This window comes from Rahnella sp. P4_A8, assembly GCF_056402435.1.
This window is the reverse complement of record NZ_JBFUHK010000007.1, coordinates 16268-32979: the sequence shown is the minus strand read 5'-3', so window position 1 is coordinate 32979 and position 16712 is coordinate 16268. Positions and strand designations below refer to the sequence as shown.

General features: G+C 53.5%; 11 protein-coding genes and 1 pseudogene. 9 read left to right on the top strand and 3 right to left on the bottom strand.

Annotation, left to right across the window (positions count from 1 at the left end):
• Positions 1–43: 43 nt before the first annotated feature.
• Complete coding sequence (barA, locus tag AC1DUO_RS05785; RefSeq protein WP_013573990.1) at positions 44–2794, bottom strand: two-component sensor histidine kinase BarA; 2751 nt, start codon at positions 2792–2794, stop codon at positions 44–46.
• 63 nt (positions 2795–2857) lie between these two features.
• On the opposite strand from barA, the gene rlmD reads away from it, so the two are divergent.
• The 5 genes from rlmD (at position 2858) to eno (ending at position 10723) form a co-directional block, all read left to right on the top strand.
• Positions 2858–4228: a 23S rRNA (uracil(1939)-C(5))-methyltransferase RlmD gene (rlmD, locus tag AC1DUO_RS05780; protein WP_119261242.1), complete on the top strand. Its 1371-nt coding sequence runs from the start codon at positions 2858–2860 to the stop codon at positions 4226–4228.
• 9 nt (positions 4229–4237) lie between these two features.
• Complete coding sequence (gene relA, locus AC1DUO_RS05775; RefSeq protein ID WP_013573992.1) at positions 4238–6475, top strand: GTP diphosphokinase; 2238 nt, start codon at positions 4238–4240, stop codon at positions 6473–6475.
• A gap of 78 nt (positions 6476–6553) precedes the next feature.
• Positions 6554–7357: a nucleoside triphosphate pyrophosphohydrolase gene (mazG, locus tag AC1DUO_RS05770; protein ID WP_013573993.1), complete on the top strand. Its 804-nt coding sequence runs from the start codon at positions 6554–6556 to the stop codon at positions 7355–7357.
• Between the two features lie 348 nt (positions 7358–7705).
• Positions 7706–9343 carry a glutamine hydrolyzing CTP synthase gene (gene pyrG / locus AC1DUO_RS05765; RefSeq protein ID WP_013573994.1) on the top strand — a complete coding sequence of 546 codons (1638 nt, stop codon included), beginning with the start codon at positions 7706–7708 and terminating at the stop codon, positions 9341–9343.
• 75 nt (positions 9344–9418) lie between these two features.
• Complete coding sequence (gene eno / locus AC1DUO_RS05760; RefSeq protein WP_013573995.1) at positions 9419–10723, top strand: phosphopyruvate hydratase; 1305 nt, start codon at positions 9419–9421, stop codon at positions 10721–10723.
• Between the two features lie 86 nt (positions 10724–10809).
• Here eno and AC1DUO_RS05755 read toward each other — a convergent pair whose 3' ends face one another.
• Complete coding sequence (locus AC1DUO_RS05755; RefSeq protein WP_183065404.1) at positions 10810–11610, bottom strand: MurR/RpiR family transcriptional regulator; 801 nt, start codon at positions 11608–11610, stop codon at positions 10810–10812.
• 204 nt (positions 11611–11814) lie between these two features.
• Here AC1DUO_RS05755 and AC1DUO_RS05750 point away from each other — a divergent pair.
• The 3 genes and pseudogenes from AC1DUO_RS05750 to queE all read left to right on the top strand — a co-directional run bounded on the left by AC1DUO_RS05750 (position 11815) and on the right by queE (position 14836).
• Positions 11815–13368 (top strand): annotated as a pseudogene (locus tag AC1DUO_RS05750) (PTS transporter subunit EIIC).
• Positions 13369–13376: 8 nt separating this feature from the next.
• Positions 13377–14063, top strand: a complete 687-nt coding sequence (locus AC1DUO_RS05745; RefSeq protein WP_173362081.1) for an N-acetylmannosamine-6-phosphate 2-epimerase — start codon at positions 13377–13379, stop codon at positions 14061–14063.
• A gap of 101 nt (positions 14064–14164) precedes the next feature.
• Positions 14165–14836 (top strand): 7-carboxy-7-deazaguanine synthase QueE, encoded by a 672-nt coding sequence (queE, locus tag AC1DUO_RS05740; protein WP_013574000.1) that lies wholly within the window; start codon positions 14165–14167, stop codon positions 14834–14836.
• Positions 14837–14849: 13 nt separating this feature from the next.
• Here the strand turns inward: queE and queD are convergent, their stop codons facing one another.
• Positions 14850–15209, bottom strand: a complete 360-nt coding sequence (gene queD / locus AC1DUO_RS05735) for a 6-carboxytetrahydropterin synthase QueD (RefSeq protein ID WP_013574001.1) — start codon at positions 15207–15209, stop codon at positions 14850–14852.
• A 169-nt stretch (positions 15210–15378) separates the two neighbouring features.
• On the opposite strand from queD, the gene AC1DUO_RS05730 reads away from it, so the two are divergent.
• Positions 15379–16383, top strand: a complete 1005-nt coding sequence (locus AC1DUO_RS05730; RefSeq protein ID WP_112152121.1) for a hypothetical protein — start codon at positions 15379–15381, stop codon at positions 16381–16383.
• Positions 16384–16712 lie beyond the last annotated feature (329 nt).

Genomic DNA, 16712 nt, shown 5'->3' with positions numbered 1-16712 from the left:
ACGAAAACGCCCGGACGATGCCGGGCGTTAATCTTTTTAATGACTACCTCGGTAAATACGCCACTGCTGCGCGCTTCACGTTGTCAATTTCATCAAGCAGTTCAAACCATTCCGGTTCCAGCGTTTCCACGCTGACGCCCTGACGAAGCTGTTGTTCAATGTAGAAACACAGTCGTTTCAGACGCGGTACGCCGCTGTAGCTGCAACTGCCATGAAGCTTGTGGATCAGCGCCAGAATATCGTCGTCCGGTTCGCCACGCGTGACGGCTTCCACCCGTTCTGCCACCTGCGGCAGAAACTCCACCAGCATTTGCAGCAAATCCTGCGCCAGCGCGACTTTATTGGCTGACTGACTCAGTGCCAGTTGCCAGTCGAGTGTGCTGATCGGCGCGAGTGACTCGCTGGCCTGCAACGGTGAATCCAGCTGTGTCTGATGCTGATGATGGCGCGACAGAACATTTTTCAGCATGCTTTCATCAATGGGTTTAGACAGGTAATCGTCCATCCCCAGTTTCAGTAACTGTTCACGCTCGCCGCTCAGCGAGTGGGCGGTGACGGCCACCACCGGCGTTTTGGCATGGCGCGCCATCTGGTGGATGATTTCGCTGGCGCGAATGCCGTCGATATCGGGCATCTGAATATCCATCAGAATAATATCCAGATCGGTATGACGTGCGACATCGATGGCTTCTTCACCGCTGTGACAAAGCACGGTGGTTTCCACCAGTTCTTCCAGCAAGGCGCCAATCAGTTTGAGGTTTGCCGGATTGTCATCCACCGCCATGGCGGTCAGCGGCAGACGCGAGGTTTTATCTTCGTCGTTACCGATCACCCTGACGGAAGCCTGTTGTTCATGTAACAACAGCGGCAGCAGGCGGATACTCGACATCGGTTTAATCAGACAGGCCTGAACGCCACGCCTTTTCAATTCTTCGGCATCCACCTGGAACTGACTCGGCAGCGCCAGCAGAAGGTGCTGTGTCATGCCCAGCACTTTCTGCAATTTACCCTCGTAGTCCGCCAGAACCTGATCCGGTTTGACCGGAATGCTGCACAACATGATGTCGTACCATGGCTCAGGAAGCGCAGCCAGCGTGGTGCGATGTGTGATATCCAGCGGTGTGGCCTGCAGGATTTCCATCGTGGCTTTCGCCGCCGCCGGATTGGCTTCAACATAGGCCAGACGTTTGCCTTCAAGATGATTCATGGAAACCGGCGTAATATGACGGTTTTCATTCAGCTCGAGCGTGACGTGGAACCAGAAGGTCGAACCGCGGTTCAGCTGGCTGTAGAAACTGATGTCTCCGCCCATTTCTTTCACCAGACGCTGGGTGATCACCAGCCCTAATCCGGTGCCGCCATGTCGGCGCGAAATGCTGGCATCAGCCTGACGGAAAGCCTGGAACAATTGCGACTGCTGACGTTCGGAAATCCCGATGCCGGTATCGTGGATCTGCACTTCCAGTTCCACCTGCAAATTGTTCTGCGAACGCAGCTCGACATTGATATCGATGTTGCCGGTTTCAGTAAATTTAATCGCATTTCCCAGCAAGTTAGTCACCACTTGCTGCATGCGCATCGGATCGCCCAGCACGTTTTCCGGCACGTTGTTGTGGACGTTCAGCGTCAGTTCCAGACCTTTATCATGCGCGGTGTGCGCCAGCAAAATAACCACTTCATCGAGCATTTCACGCAGCGAGAACGGAATATGCTCGAGCACCAGTTTGCCAGCTTCCAGCTTGGAGAAATCCAGCACGTCATTAATGATGGTTAACAGGTGATTCGCGGAGCGCTCAATGGTTTGCAGATAGTCCGCCTGCGTTGGCGAAAGCGGTGTTTTCAGTGTCTGGCGGGTAAAGCCGATCACGCCGTTGAGCGGTGTTCGCAGCTCGTGGGACATGTTCGCCAGGAATTCAGATTTGATACGCGCCGCTTCCTGGGCACGTTTCTTCGCCAGATCCAGCTCGACGTTTTGGATTTCCATCTGCTCCAGCGTTTCGCGCAGGTCTGACGTTGCCTGATCGATATTCTGCTGCACTTCTTCGTGGTAGGCCGTCAGCGACATCGCCATCGAGTTAATGCCGTTTTTCAGCATGCTCAGTTCGCCCGGCATGTTGCCTTCCACGCGGCTGTCGAGCTGCCCGCGGCGGATGCGGTCAACGGTATTCACCATGTTACGGATCGGTCCTGTTACGTCGCGCATCAGGCGGTAAGCGAACAGCGTGGCGATACCCAGACACAGCAATAACAGCATGGTGGATACGAACGCTTCCTGATATTGCGCCAGTTTTACCGAACGTAAATCCAGTTCAATGGCGATATAACCCAGCCGGTTGTCCGGCGAGGCACTGAAGGTTTCGTCATCCGCTTCCGTATGGTTTTCAGCCTGAATGGGCGTGCGCAGGATCAGCACATCGCCGGAACGGGTTTTCGTCAGCTCGCGCGGAATGTCTTCGATGCGTTTTACCTGCAACGGACTGTCGTCATGCTGGCTGGTCGAACTGGCAAACAGTTTGTTCTCGCCATCAAACACACTGATGCTGCGTACAATATCAGAGTGATTACGGTGCAGACGGCTGATCAGCCGTTTCACCGGTTCGCGTTCCCGGAACGTCATGCCATATTCGCTTGCGACTGCCAGAGGCTCGATAATACTGGCTCCGGCTTCTGTCAGCTGGTTCTGCAACTCGTTGTAGCGGTGCACCACAAAGAAGGTGCTGAGCAGCAAACCGATCATTAATGTCGGTGCCAGGATCAGGATCATCATCCGTGCGCGAAGGCTATATTTGGTCATGAGGTTCCAATGTGGGAGAATTAGCTAAAGTAAGCTTAATAAACCAGCGTGTAATCGACAATAATGGCTCAATTCTACTCTCCGAACCGTCGCGTGACGACCCGGCAAACGATAACTGTGACCGCCACCGACCTTGATACTTTCGGGCAAGGTGTGGCACGCCACAATGGCAAAGCCGTATTTGTCAGTGGTTTACTGCCCGGCGAACAGGCCGAAGTCACTTTAACAGAAGATAAAAGCAAGTACGCCAAAGGTAAGCTGAAGCGTTTGCTGACCACCAGCGACGATCGGGTAAAACCGCTGTGTCCGCACTATTCCACTTGCGGCGGGTGTCAACAGCAGCACGCCAGCGAGGCACTGCAACAGCGCAGTAAATCAGCGGCGTTATTACGCCTGATTTCCCGCGAAACCGGTATTCTGGCGGATCCGCTGCCAGTGATTGCCGGTCCGCAATACGGTTACCGCCGTCGTGCGCGTCTGGGATTGCAAATTGCGGGCGTTAAACCGGGGCGTAAAGCCGGTGCCGTCAGCGGCCCGCTGGTGATGGGGTTCCGTCAGGAAGGCTCCAACGATCTGGTGGCGATTACCCGTTGCCCGGTGCTGCGGCCTGAGCTGGAGCAACTGCTGGTGCCGGTGCAGGAATGTTTGTCGTCATTATCGGCGGCGAAACGCCTCGGGCATCTGGAAATGGTGCTGGCGGATAACGGCCCGCTGTTGGTGCTGCGTCATCTTGATCCGCTCAGTGAAGCCGATCGTGCGCGCCTGACGGCGTTTGCGGCGCAACATCAGTTAACGATTTTTCTGGCGCCTGACAGCGAGACTCTGGAGCCTTTGTGCGGCGAACCCCCTTATTATCAGATTGATGGTTTGAATCTGAAATTTGGCCCGCGCGATTTTATTCAGGTGAATGACGCCGTTAACCAGCAAATGGTGGCGCAGGCCCTGGACTGGCTGGAACTGACGCCGGAAGATCGCGTGCTGGATTTGTTCTGCGGGATGGGGAATTTTACCCTTCCGCTGGCAAAAAGAGCTAACCAGGTTGTCGGCGTCGAAGGTGTTGCTACACTGGTGGCGAATGGGCAAGATAATGCCCGGAATAATGGATTAGAGAATGTGTCCTTCTTCCATGAGAATCTGGAAGATGATGTCAGTAAACAACCCTGGGCGGCACAAGGTTTCAATAAAATCTTGCTGGACCCGGCCCGGGGTGGCGCTGCTGGCGTGATGACGCATATTGTTAAGCTTGCCCCGGCGCGTGTGGTGTATGTGTCATGCAACCCCACAACATTGGCGCGGGACAGTAAAATTTTGTTGGAGGCGGGTTATCGTTTGGCCGGGGTGCGTATGCTGGATATGTTCCCGCACACCGGTCACCTTGAATCGATGGCTCTGTTTATCAACCCGTCTGACACAGGTGTTGTGTCAGAAACGTAGGGAGAGGGTATGGTTGCGGTAAGAAGTGCACATCTGAACACGGCTGGCGAGTTCGCGCTCGACGACTGGATCAATAGTTTAGGACTGTCCAGCCAGCAATCATGTGAGCGTTTAGCCGAAACCTGGCGCTACTGCGAGCAACAAACGCAGGGCCATCCTGACGCCTCGCTGCTGCTATGGCGCGGTCTGGAGATGGTTGAAATCCTCTCGACCCTCAGCATGGATAACGACAGTATGCGCGCGGCGCTGCTGTTTCCGCTGGTTGATGACGGCATCATTGATGAAGACACCCTGACCCAACAGTTCGGTAAAGCCATTACTGATCTGGTACATGGCGTGCGTGATATGGATGCCATCCGCCAGCTGAAAGCCACGCAAAACGATTCCATGGCTTCCGAGCAGGTGGACAACGTCCGCCGCATGCTGCTGGCGATGGTGGAAGATTTCCGCTGCGTGGTGCTGAAACTGGCTGAACGTATCGCTCATCTGCGCGAAGTGAAAGATGCGCCGGAAGAAGAGCGCGTACTGGCGGCCAAAGAATGTACCAATATTTATGCGCCGCTGGCTAACCGTCTGGGTATCGGCCAGTTGAAATGGGAGCTGGAAGATTTCTGCTTCCGTTATCTGCATCCTGACGAATACAAACGCATTGCCAAACTGTTGCATGAACGCCGTATCGACCGTGAGCAGTACATCGACGATTTTGTCTCGACCGTTAAAAATGCGATGGCCGAAGAGGGCATCAAAGTTGATGTTTACGGCCGTCCCAAGCATATCTACAGCATCTGGCGCAAGATGCAGAAGAAATCCCTGTCCTTCGACGAACTCTTCGACGTGCGTGCCGTGCGTATTGTGGTGGAGCGTTTACAGGATTGTTACGCCGCATTAGGGATTGTGCACACTCATTTCCGCCATCTGCCGGATGAGTTCGACGATTATGTCGCCAACCCGAAACCGAACGGTTATCAGTCGATTCACACCGTGGTGCTGGGGCCGCGTGGGAAAACGCTGGAAGTGCAGATCCGTACGCGTCAGATGCATGAAGATGCTGAGCTGGGCGTCGCGGCGCACTGGAAATACAAAGAAGGCACCGCTGTGGTCGGTGGCCGCAGCGGGGGCTACGAAGGTCGTATTGCCTGGCTGCGAAAACTTATCGCGTGGCAGGAAGAAATGGCCGATTCGGGCGAAATGCTCGACGAAGTGCGCAGCCAGGTGTTCGACGATCGCGTCTACGTGTTTACGCCAAAAGGCGACGTGATCGACCTGCCGATGGGCTCCACGCCGCTCGACTTTGCGTATCACATCCACAGTGATGTGGGGCACCGGTGTATCGGGGCGAAAATTGGCGGCCGCATCGTGCCGTTCACCTATCAGCTGCATATGGGCGATCAGATTGAAATCATCACCCAGAAGCATGCGAACCCAAGCCGCGACTGGCTGAACCCAAGTCTGGGTTACGTCACGACCAGCCGCGGGCGCTCGAAAATTCAAAACTGGTTCCGTAAACAGGATCGCGATAAGAACATTATTGCCGGTAAACAAATCCTCGATGACGAGCTGGACAGACTGGATATCAGCATCAAAGATGCCGAGAAACTGCTGCTGCCGCGCTACAACGTCAACTCGCTGGATGAAGTGCTGGCCGCAATCGGTAACGGCGATATCCGTCTGAATCAGATGGTGAACTTCCTGCAATCGCAGCTGAAAAAGCCGAGTGCGGAAGAGCTGGATAAAGAAGCTTTGCGCCAGCTGACGCAGAAAACCACACCGCCACCGACCCGTACCAAAGACAATGGCCGCGTGGTGGTTGAAGGTGTCGGTAATCTGATGCACCACATTGCGCGCTGTTGTCAGCCGATCCCGGGCGACGAAATCGTCGGTTACATCACTCAGGGCCGCGGGATTTCCATCCACCGTGCCGACTGTGATCAACTGGAAGATTTACGTTCGAATGCGCCGGAACGTGTGGTCGATGCCGTATGGGGCGAAAGTTACTCCAGCGGGTATTCACTGGTGGTACGTGTGGTGGCTAACGACCGCAGCGGCCTGCTGCGTGATATCACCACGATTCTTGCCAATGAAAAAGTGAACGTACTCGGTGTTGCCAGCCGCAGCGACACACGCCAGCAACTGGCGACTATCGACATGGATATCGAAATCTACAACCCGCAGGTGCTGGGACGTGTGATTGCCAAACTGAACCAGTTGCCGGATGTAATTGAAGCCAAGCGGCTTCACGGCAGCTGATCAAACGCTTATAAGGCCCGCCAGTCGGGCCTTTTCTTTTATGTTTTTGACTCATCTCTTTTAAAACGGACAGATCCTATGACCGACTCTTCTTTACAACGCCTGCTCACCATTATGAAAACCCTGCGCGACCCTGAAGCGGGCTGCCCGTGGGATAAAGAGCAAACTTTCGAGACGATTGCCCCGTACACGCTGGAAGAAACCTACGAAGTGCTGGATGCCATCGCCCGCAAAGATTACGACGATGTGCGCGACGAACTGGGTGATCTGCTGTTTCAGGTGGTGTTTTACGCGCAGATGGGCAGCGAACAAGGGCTGTTTGAGTTTGACGATATCTGCAATGCTATTTCGGACAAATTAGAGCGCCGCCATCCGCAAATCTTTGGGCAGGAAGCGGCCTGGTCGAAAGACGCCAGCAGTCAGGATGTGCTGGTCAAATGGGAAGCGCGTAAGGCACAAGAGCGGGCGGAGAAATCCCTGCATTCGGCGCTTGATGACATTCCTTCCGCGTTGCCTGCGCTGATGAAAGCACACAAAATTCAGAAACGTTGTTCGAATGTCGGGTTCGACTGGACCACACTCGGGCCGGTGCTCGACAAAGTCTACGAAGAGATCGACGAAGTGATGTTTGAAGCGCGTCAGGCAGTGATCGATGAAGAAAAGCTCGGCGAGGAAATCGGCGACCTGCTGTTCGCGACGGTGAATCTTTCCCGCCATTTAGGCCACAAAGCGGAAGATGCGTTGCAGGCGGCCAACCGCAAGTTTGAGCGCCGTTTCAGGCAGGTCGAGGAAATTATCCGTGGAAAAGGCTTAAACATGGAAGATGCTACACTTGAGCAGATGGAAGACGCCTGGCAGCAGGTGAAAAAGCAGGAAGGCTGAGTTAGCTCTCCGACTTTGATCGGAAACAAGATCTGAATCTGCTGAAACGGTTAAGCTCAATGTCATTCAGTGCTTAACCGGCTGATCTGAGAGCAGTAAAGTCCAACAAATTGAAATCTAAGATGTTTTAGTGCGTCATGCGAACAACACAGCACTTTTTACAAGCTAACTGTTTGTTTTTGAACGAATGAAAGAACAGCGCTGGCAGGGTTAACCCTTCTGAACTGACGGTAAGGAAAACGATGATGGACAGCAAAACGTTTATTTGTGGCGCACACAAGGTTCCGGTATACTGTTTTCCCGTCTTGGTTACTCCATCATCTTTAAACCTAACCTCTCAGGTTCAGCATGACAACTAATTATATTTTTGTGACCGGCGGGGTCGTATCCTCTCTGGGTAAAGGCATTGCCGCAGCCTCTCTGGCGGCTATTCTCGAAGCCCGTGGCCTCAACGTGACCATCATGAAACTGGACCCGTATATCAACGTGGATCCGGGTACGATGAGCCCAACTCAACATGGCGAAGTCTTCGTTACCGAAGATGGCGCTGAAACCGATCTCGATCTGGGTCACTACGAGCGCTTCATCCGCACCAAGATGACTCGTCGCAACAACTTCACCACGGGCCGTATTTATTCCGACGTGCTGCGCAAAGAGCGCCGTGGCGACTATCTCGGCGCAACCATCCAGGTTATCCCGCACATCACCAACAACATCAAAGAACGCATCATTGAAGGCGGCGAAGGCCACGATGTCGTGCTGGTTGAAATTGGCGGTACTGTCGGTGATATCGAATCCCTGCCGTTCCTGGAAGCGATTCGTCAGATGGCGGTTGAAGTGGGCCGTGAGCACACGCTGTATATGCACCTGACACTGGTGCCTTACATGGCGGCAGCCGGTGAAGTGAAAACCAAACCGACCCAGCACTCTGTAAAAGAACTGCTGTCTATCGGTATCCAGCCGGACGTGCTGATTTGCCGTTCTGACCGCGCAGTGCCTGCCAACGAACGCGCGAAAATTGCGTTGTTCTGTAACGTGCCGGAAAAAGCGGTTATCTCCCTTAAAGACGTTGATTCTATTTATAAAATCCCGGCCCTATTGAAATCTCAGGGTCTGGACGACTATATTTGTAAACGTTTCAGCATCAACGCACCGGAAGCCAACTTGTCCGAATGGGAACAGGTTGTTTACGAAGAAGCCAATCCGGGCGGTGAAGTGACTATCGGCATGGTCGGTAAGTACATTGAGCTGCCAGATGCTTATAAATCTGTGATTGAAGCGCTCAAACACGGCGGCCTGAAAAATCGTCTGACCGTGAACATTAAACTTATCGATTCTCAGGATGTCGAAACCCGTGGTGTCGAGGTGCTGAAAGGCCTGGACGCGATCCTTATCCCGGGTGGCTTCGGCTACCGTGGTGTGGAAGGGAAAGTGGCAACGGCGCGTTATGCACGTGAAAATAACATTCCTTATCTGGGCATTTGTCTGGGTATGCAGGTTGCGCTGATTGAGTTCGCCCGTAACGTTGCGGGTATGGAGAACGCCAACTCCACCGAATTTGTGCCAGACTGTAAGTTCCCGGTGGTTGCACTCATCACCGAATGGCGCGATGAAGAAGGTAACGTCGAAGTACGTTCCGAAGACAGTGATTTAGGCGGCACCATGCGTGTGGGCGGACAGCAATGTCACCTGAACGACGGTAGCCTGGTTCGTGAGATGTACGGCGAGCCGACAATAGTTGAACGCCATCGTCACCGTTACGAAGTGAACAATATGCTGCTCAAACAAATCGAAGCCGCAGGTTTACGCGTAGCCGGTCGCTCTGGCGATAAGCAACTGGTGGAAATCATCGAGCTGCCTAACCATCCGTGGTTTGTCGCTTGTCAGTTCCATCCAGAATTTACGTCAACGCCGCGTGATGGTCATCCGTTGTTTGCAGGCTTCGTGAAGGCTGCCGGTGAGTATCAGAAGCGTCAGGTAAAATAAAATACCGGGGAAGAGATGCGCCATTGGCGCATCTCTTGTCTGAAGCTTTAGTTAACTTGTACTGAGGAAATCTTAATGTCTAAAATCGTTAAAGTTATCGGCCGTGAAATCATCGACTCCCGTGGTAACCCGACCGTAGAAGCTGAAGTTCATCTGGAAGGTGGTTTTGTTGGTCTGGCTGCTGCGCCATCAGGTGCTTCTACCGGTTCCCGCGAAGCTCTGGAACTGCGTGACGGTGACAAATCCCGTTTCCTGGGCAAAGGCGTACTGAAAGCCGTTGCTGCGGTTAACGGTCCTATCGCTCAGGCTGTAACCGGTAAAGACGCGAAAGATCAGGCTAACATCGACAAGATCATGATCGATCTGGACGGTACTGAGAACAAATCTAAGTTCGGTGCTAACGCGATTCTGGCTGTTTCCCTGGCTGCTGCTAAAGCGGCTGCGGCTTCTAAAGGTCTGCCACTGTACGCACACATCGCAGAACTGAACGGCACCCCAGGCAAATACTCTATGCCACTGCCTATGATGAACATCATCAACGGCGGCGAACACGCTGATAACAACGTTGATATTCAAGAGTTCATGATCCAGCCTGTTGGCGCTAAAACGCTGAAAGAAGCTATCCGCATGGGTTCAGAAGTGTTCCACACTCTGGCTAAAGTGCTGAAATCTAAAGGCATGGGTACTGCTGTTGGTGACGAAGGTGGCTACGCGCCAAACCTGGGTTCTAACGCAGAAGCGCTGGCTGTCATCGCTGAAGCGGTTAAAGCAGCAGGCTACGAACTGGGTAAAGACATCACTCTGGCGATGGACTGTGCGGCATCTGAGTTCTACAAAGATGGCAAATACGTTCTGGCTGGCGAAGGCAACAAAGCGTTCACTTCTGAAGAGTTCACTCACTTCCTGGAAGACCTGACTAAACAGTACCCAATCGTTTCTATCGAAGACGGTCTGGACGAGTCTGACTGGACTGGCTTTGCTTACCAGACTAAAGTTCTGGGCGACAAAATCCAGCTGGTCGGTGACGATCTGTTCGTCACCAACACCAAGATCCTGAAAGAAGGTATCGACAAAGGCATCGTTAACTCCATCCTGATCAAATTCAACCAGATCGGTTCTCTGACCGAAACTCTGGCTGCGATCAAAATGGCGAAAGACGCTGGCTACACTGCCGTTATCTCTCACCGTTCAGGCGAAACTGAAGATGCGACCATCGCTGACCTGGCTGTGGGTACCGCTGCTGGCCAGATCAAAACCGGTTCTATGAGCCGTTCTGACCGTGTTGCTAAATACAACCAGCTGATCCGTATCGAAGAAGCGCTGGCGGCTGCGGGTACTCCTGCTCCGTTCAACGGTCTGAAAGAAGTTAAAGGTCAGTAATTACTGCCCCGTAACGCTTTCATAAAAACCCGCTCCGGCGGGTTTTTTTATGTCTGCAATTCAGGGAGATCGTTAAGATCTCCGTCTTACAGCAATAAAGAAAGCGTGGCACTCGCGCTGTGTTCGCTGGCTTGCAGATAATCCGGAGAGTGCGTTAACAGCTGATTGATCAGTAATTCCACCAGCAGCATCCCGCCGACTTTGGACGTCAGTAAACCCGCCGTCAGCGGACCTTCGGGTTTGGCGGCCACCAGTAAAATATCGGCCAGTGAGGAAAGCGGGCTGCGCAACGTATTGCTGATACCGATGACTGTGGTGCCCTGACGCTTCGCCAGTGCGGCGGCGTGCAACACATCTTTAGTGGAACCTGAGCTGGAAATCACGACCACAATATCCTGACTATCCAGGCTCACGGCATTCATCGCCGCGCGGTGCATATCAGCGAAACATTGCGACGCTTTGCCCAGACGCAGCAGCTTGTAACCCAGATAATCCGCCACGATAGCGCTGGCTGCAACACCATACACCTGAACGGAACGCGCGTTATGAATGCGAAACGCGGCATCCGCCAGCACCTGCCGATCGAGCAGTTTTCCGGTATCACGCAGGGCAGTGATGCTGTCTTCGATCAGCGTCTGAACGTCGTCATTCCCTTCAGCGGACGGCAATGTCGGATTTTGTCGCGTCTCAAGCGCGAGGCCCATCTTAAACTCGGTAAACCCTTTGCAACCGAGCTGGCGGCAAAGCCGCGTGACGCTGGCTTCACTGGTATCACTCTCACGCGCCAGTTCAGTGATGGTCAGGTAAAGCACGCGCTGCGGCTGTTCCAGCACAAAACTGCCCAGCTTGTGCAGCGTCGGACTGTAATTCTCCAGTCCCTGACGCATTCGCAGTAACAGCGTGCCTGTTTCCTTGGTCTGACTCACTCGGCTCTCCTCAGAATAATTGACCTGACTAGTTTGGCTGATGTGACGCAGTTAACGCCAGAAGAATTCCATATGGATAACGTTGCACATTTGATGGTAATTATTATTTTAATTATATAGTGTGGTGAAAATAATTATCACAACAACACAACGCGGAGTTATCTCATGTCAATATTCAATGGTTCAGGGGGCGGGGCGTGGTTCGAAAGAGCCCAAAAGTTTGGCAAGTCTTTCATGTTGCCTATCGCTATTTTGCCCGCAGCCGGATTGCTGCTGGGTATTGGCGGGGCGCTTTCCAACCCCAATACCTTAACGGCATATCCGTTTCTGAATATTCCGGCCTTGCAGGCGATTTTCACCGTCATGGCCAGTGCCGGATCGATCGTCTTTGCCAATCTGGCGGTGTTGTTTGCCGTCGGGGTCGCCGTCGGGCTGGCACGCAGTGATAAAGGAACCGCAGGTTTGTCCGCGCTGCTCGGATACCTGGTGATGAACGCCACCATCAACGCCATCCTGATCCTCAAAGGGCAACTGGTGACCACCAATCTCAGTGCCGCCGGGCAGGGAATGGCGCTCGGCATTCAGACGCTGGAAACCGGCGTATTTGGCGGCGTGGTGATCGGTCTTGTGACGTGGTGGCTCCATCAGCGCTACAACAAAATCGAATTACCGCAGTTTCTCGGGTTTTTTGGCGGTTCCCGCTTTGTGCCGATCATCTCCTCCGTTGCGGCCATCGTGGTCGGGGCGTTGATGTTCTTCATCTGGCCACATTTCCAGAAAGTGATTTTTGGCATGGGCGGGCTGGTGGATGCGACGGGATACCTTGGCACCTTCATTTACGGTTTTGTGCTGCGCATGCTCGGCCCGTTCGGCCTGCATCATATTTTCTATCTGCCTTTCTGGACCACCGCACTCGGCGGCAGCGAAGTAATTAACGGGCATCTGGTGGAAGGCACGCAGCGGATCTTCTTCGCCCAGCTGGCAGACCCCAATACGCAGCAGTTTTATATCGGCACTTCACGATTTATGTCCGGGCGCTTCATTACCATGATGTTTGGTCTGGTGGGTGCGTGTCTGGCGATGTACCACACGGCGCGGCCTGAGAATAAAAAACGCGTCGCCGGGCTGCTGCTGTCGGCGGCACTGACCTCCTTCCTGACCGGGATCACCGAACCCATTGAGTTCTCGTTCCTGTTTGTCGCGCCGATGCTGTATGTCCTGCATGCGGTATTCGACGGTCTGGCGTTTATGATTGCCCACATTTTGCAGATCACCATCGGACAAACTTTCTCCGGCGGCTTTATCGATTTCATTCTGTTTGGGGTTTTACAGGGCGAAAGCAAAACGCACTGGATGTAAGTCCCGCTGGTCGGCGTGCCGTGGTTTGCCCTTTATTACTTCTCTTTCCGCTACCTGATCAGGCGCTTCAACCTGAAAACGCCGGGGCGTGATGAGGCTGAAATTCAGCAGGATAACGTCGTGACCGATCGCGCCGGACTGATTATCGAAGCACTGGGCGGCGCGGCCAATATCGCCGAGCTGGATTGCTGCGCAACGCGTTTGCGCATCAGCGTTCATCAGGCTAGCGAAGTGGATGAAAACAAGCTGAAGTCGAGCGGGGCACGCGCCGTGCTGATCCGCGGAAACGGTATTCAGGTGATCTACGGACCGCATGTCACGATTATTAAAAATGAAATTGAGGAGATGTTGGGAGTATGAATCAGTCAATGTTAACGACCGTCAGGGGACAGTTGATCGTGTCCTGTCAGGCGCTGGATGACGAACCGCTGCACAGCGATTTTATTATGAGCCGTATGGCACTGGCCGCTATGCAGGGCGGTGCCGCGGGGATCCGCGCCAACAGCGTCGCAGATGTGAAAGCCATCCGCGCTACCGTGCCGCTGCCGGTTATCGGCATCATCAAACGTGATTACCCCGCAAGCGATGTCTATATCACCGCAACCCTGAAAGAAGTCCGTGAGCTGATGACTGTTGCGCCGGACATGATCGCGATGGATGCCACGTTCCATCAGCGTCCGGGTGAACTGCAACTTGCGGCGCTGGTGCAACACATTCGTAAAGAGTTTCCGTCCCTGTTGCTGATGGCGGATATCGCGACCTTAGAAGAAGCGCAAAACGCGCAGGCTTTAGGTTTTGATTGTATCGGGACAACATTGCACGGCTATACTCAGGAGACGCAGGGCAGCAAACTCTGGCATGACGACTTCGCTTTCCTGCGTCAGGTGCTGGCGCAGTGCACGACGCCGGTCATTGCCGAGGGAAACGTGGATACCCCAGAAATGGCGGCGCGATGTTTAGCGCTGGGGGCGCATTCCGTTGTGGTCGGTGGTGCAATTACCCGACCGCAGCAGATCACGCAACGCTTTACTGACGCCATCCGCTCTTTGCGCTGATAAACATTTTTGCACACACTCCCGCTGCGCCCTGTATTTGGCGCAGCGCCTGCGATCTGCGATAATGCGCGCTGATTTTTTTAGAGATGACTGAGAAACCGATGCAGTACCCGATTAATGAGATGTTCGAAACCCTGCAAGGGGAAGGCTATTTTACCGGCGTGCCGGCGATTTTCGTTCGCCTGCAAGGCTGTCCTGTGGGTTGCAGCTGGTGCGATACCAAACACACCTGGGATAAAATTGCCGATCGGGAAGTCGATATGCAGCGCATTCTGGTCAAAACCGAAGAGAGTGATGCCTGGGGTAACGCCACCTCAGAACAACTGCTCGAGGTTATCGCGCAGCAAGGTTACACCGCGCGTCACGTGGTGATCACCGGCGGCGAGCCATGCATTTACGATTTGACTGAACTGACGTCATTGCTGGAAAAGAGCGGCTTCAGTTGCCAGATTGAAACCAGCGGCACGCACGAAGTCCGTTGCTCGGTGAATACCTGGGTGACGGTTTCCCCGAAAGTGAATATGCGTGGCGGTTACGACATTCTGCCGCAGGCACTGAAACGCGCCGATGAAGTGAAACATCCGGTGGCGCGTCAGCGTGATATCGACGCTCTGGATGCCCTGCTGGAAACACTGACTGACAGCAAAGCGCGGATTATTGCCCTGCAGCCAATCAGTCAAAAAGAAGAAGCCACCAGACTGTGCATTGCGACCTGCATTGCAAGGAACTGGCGGCTTTCAATGCAGACACATAAGTATCTCAACATTGCATAAGAGATATGCTGAGTTAACCTTTATATACGCAACCCGCGGTGCAGGTTTCTTTCACGCGCACGGCGCTGAGCAGTGGCAGCTTAGGTTTCATCTCGTTCCAGATCCACGCGGCCAGCACTTCGCTGGTCGGGTTTTCTAAGCCCGGAATGTCGTTCAGATTATAGTGATCGAGACGATCCAGAGTCGGATTAAACGCAGCTTTCAGTTCGGCGAAATCCATCACCCAGCCGGTATGCGGATCCACTTCACCGGTGATTTCTAAACGGACGGTGAAAGAGTGGCCGTGCAACCGTCCGCACTTATGCCCGGCGGGCACATGCGGTAAATGGTGGGCGGCTTCAAACTGAAAATCTTTAAATAATGTGGTGGTCATGAGGCATGTCTCGTTGCTCGAAAAAACGCGGCATAGTACCGGAATACCGGCTTACGTGCCATGACTTAACTGCGCTTTTCTTCACCAAATCCTGACTTTTACTCTCTTTACTCCGCCCGCATTGCTGGCATACAGTGAGCCGGTAGAAACTAACTTGTTGAGATAGTGAATGATTACTGTGCTTCGTTGCGCTGTTCTGGCGTTGTTGTTCTCGGCTGGTGTTCAGGCAGAGACCACTGCCACCCCTCAGCAGTCCGTCCCCGCTGCGGCTAAACCGGTTCAACCCGCGGTTAAAGCCTCTCCGGTTGCCAAAACTCCGGTCAGTAAAGCACCTCTGGTTTTCCCACCGGGATCCGGTGTGATGCATATTGCACTGGCACCGGGTAAAAAGCCGCTGGAAGTTTTCACCTATCAGCCTGTCGGTGCAGATGAGACTACGCCGGTGGTTATGGTGATGACCGGCGTGGACCGTAATGCCGCGACTTACCGCAATGACTGGATGACCGTTGCTGATCAGTATCATCTGCGCGTGGTCGTGCCGCATTTCAGCGAGCAGGATTTCCCCGGCGCCGCTGGCTATAACCTCGGTAATCTGACCGACAGCAAAACCCATCACCGTTTGCCGAAATCGCAGTGGGCGTTCAGCATGGTCGATAACTTGTTTACGACGCTGCAAAAGCAGGGCGTCACCAGCCAGAAACAATACTATTTATTTGGAAACAGCGCGGGTTGCCAGTTTGTACACCGCATGCTGACGCTGTTGCCTGAGCCGAATGTGAAAGCCGCGGTCTGTGCGGCGGCAGGCTGGTGGACATTACCGGATACCGATCAGCGCTGGCCTTACGGTTTACGCGAAGCGCCGGTGGCGGTCAGCCAGCAGCAACTGAATGATTACTTTGCCAAACCGGTGCTGATTGCCGTGGGGGCTGAAGACGACGATCCGGAAAACCGCCTGCTGCGCAAATCCAAGCAGGCGATGGCGCAGGGGACAAACCGTCTGGAGCGCGCCGAGAGTTATTTCACCACCTCCCAGCAACGCGCTGAACAGAACAACACACCGTTTAACTGGCACTTTATGGACCTGTCAGATGTCGGCCACAGTGGCAGTAAAATGTCAGTATTTGCCGCCGGACAGTTCGCCTGGTTTGAACAGCACAACGCTTTTCATCTTTAAAATCGTCACGCTTAGCTGAGTACTGAAAAATATTCATCACCCCGCTCCGGCGGGGTTTTTCTTTATGTATCCGGCACTTTGCAAAGAGCCTGCTCGCAGTGAGGTAAATTTTTTAGCGATTTCAGTAGGATAAAAATCATGCCTTACCACTTTTTCAGATAGACCTTACCTCTAAATCCTCTTAGTCATTTTGGTTATTTATTATTTCCATCACTTCTTTAATTGTTATTATCCTGCTCGTTAACCTACATCCTCTGAAAGGTTTTTCCCGCGCGAACATATACTGTAAAAAGCGCCGGAGGCCGGATTGATGACTTGCTTTTGCATAA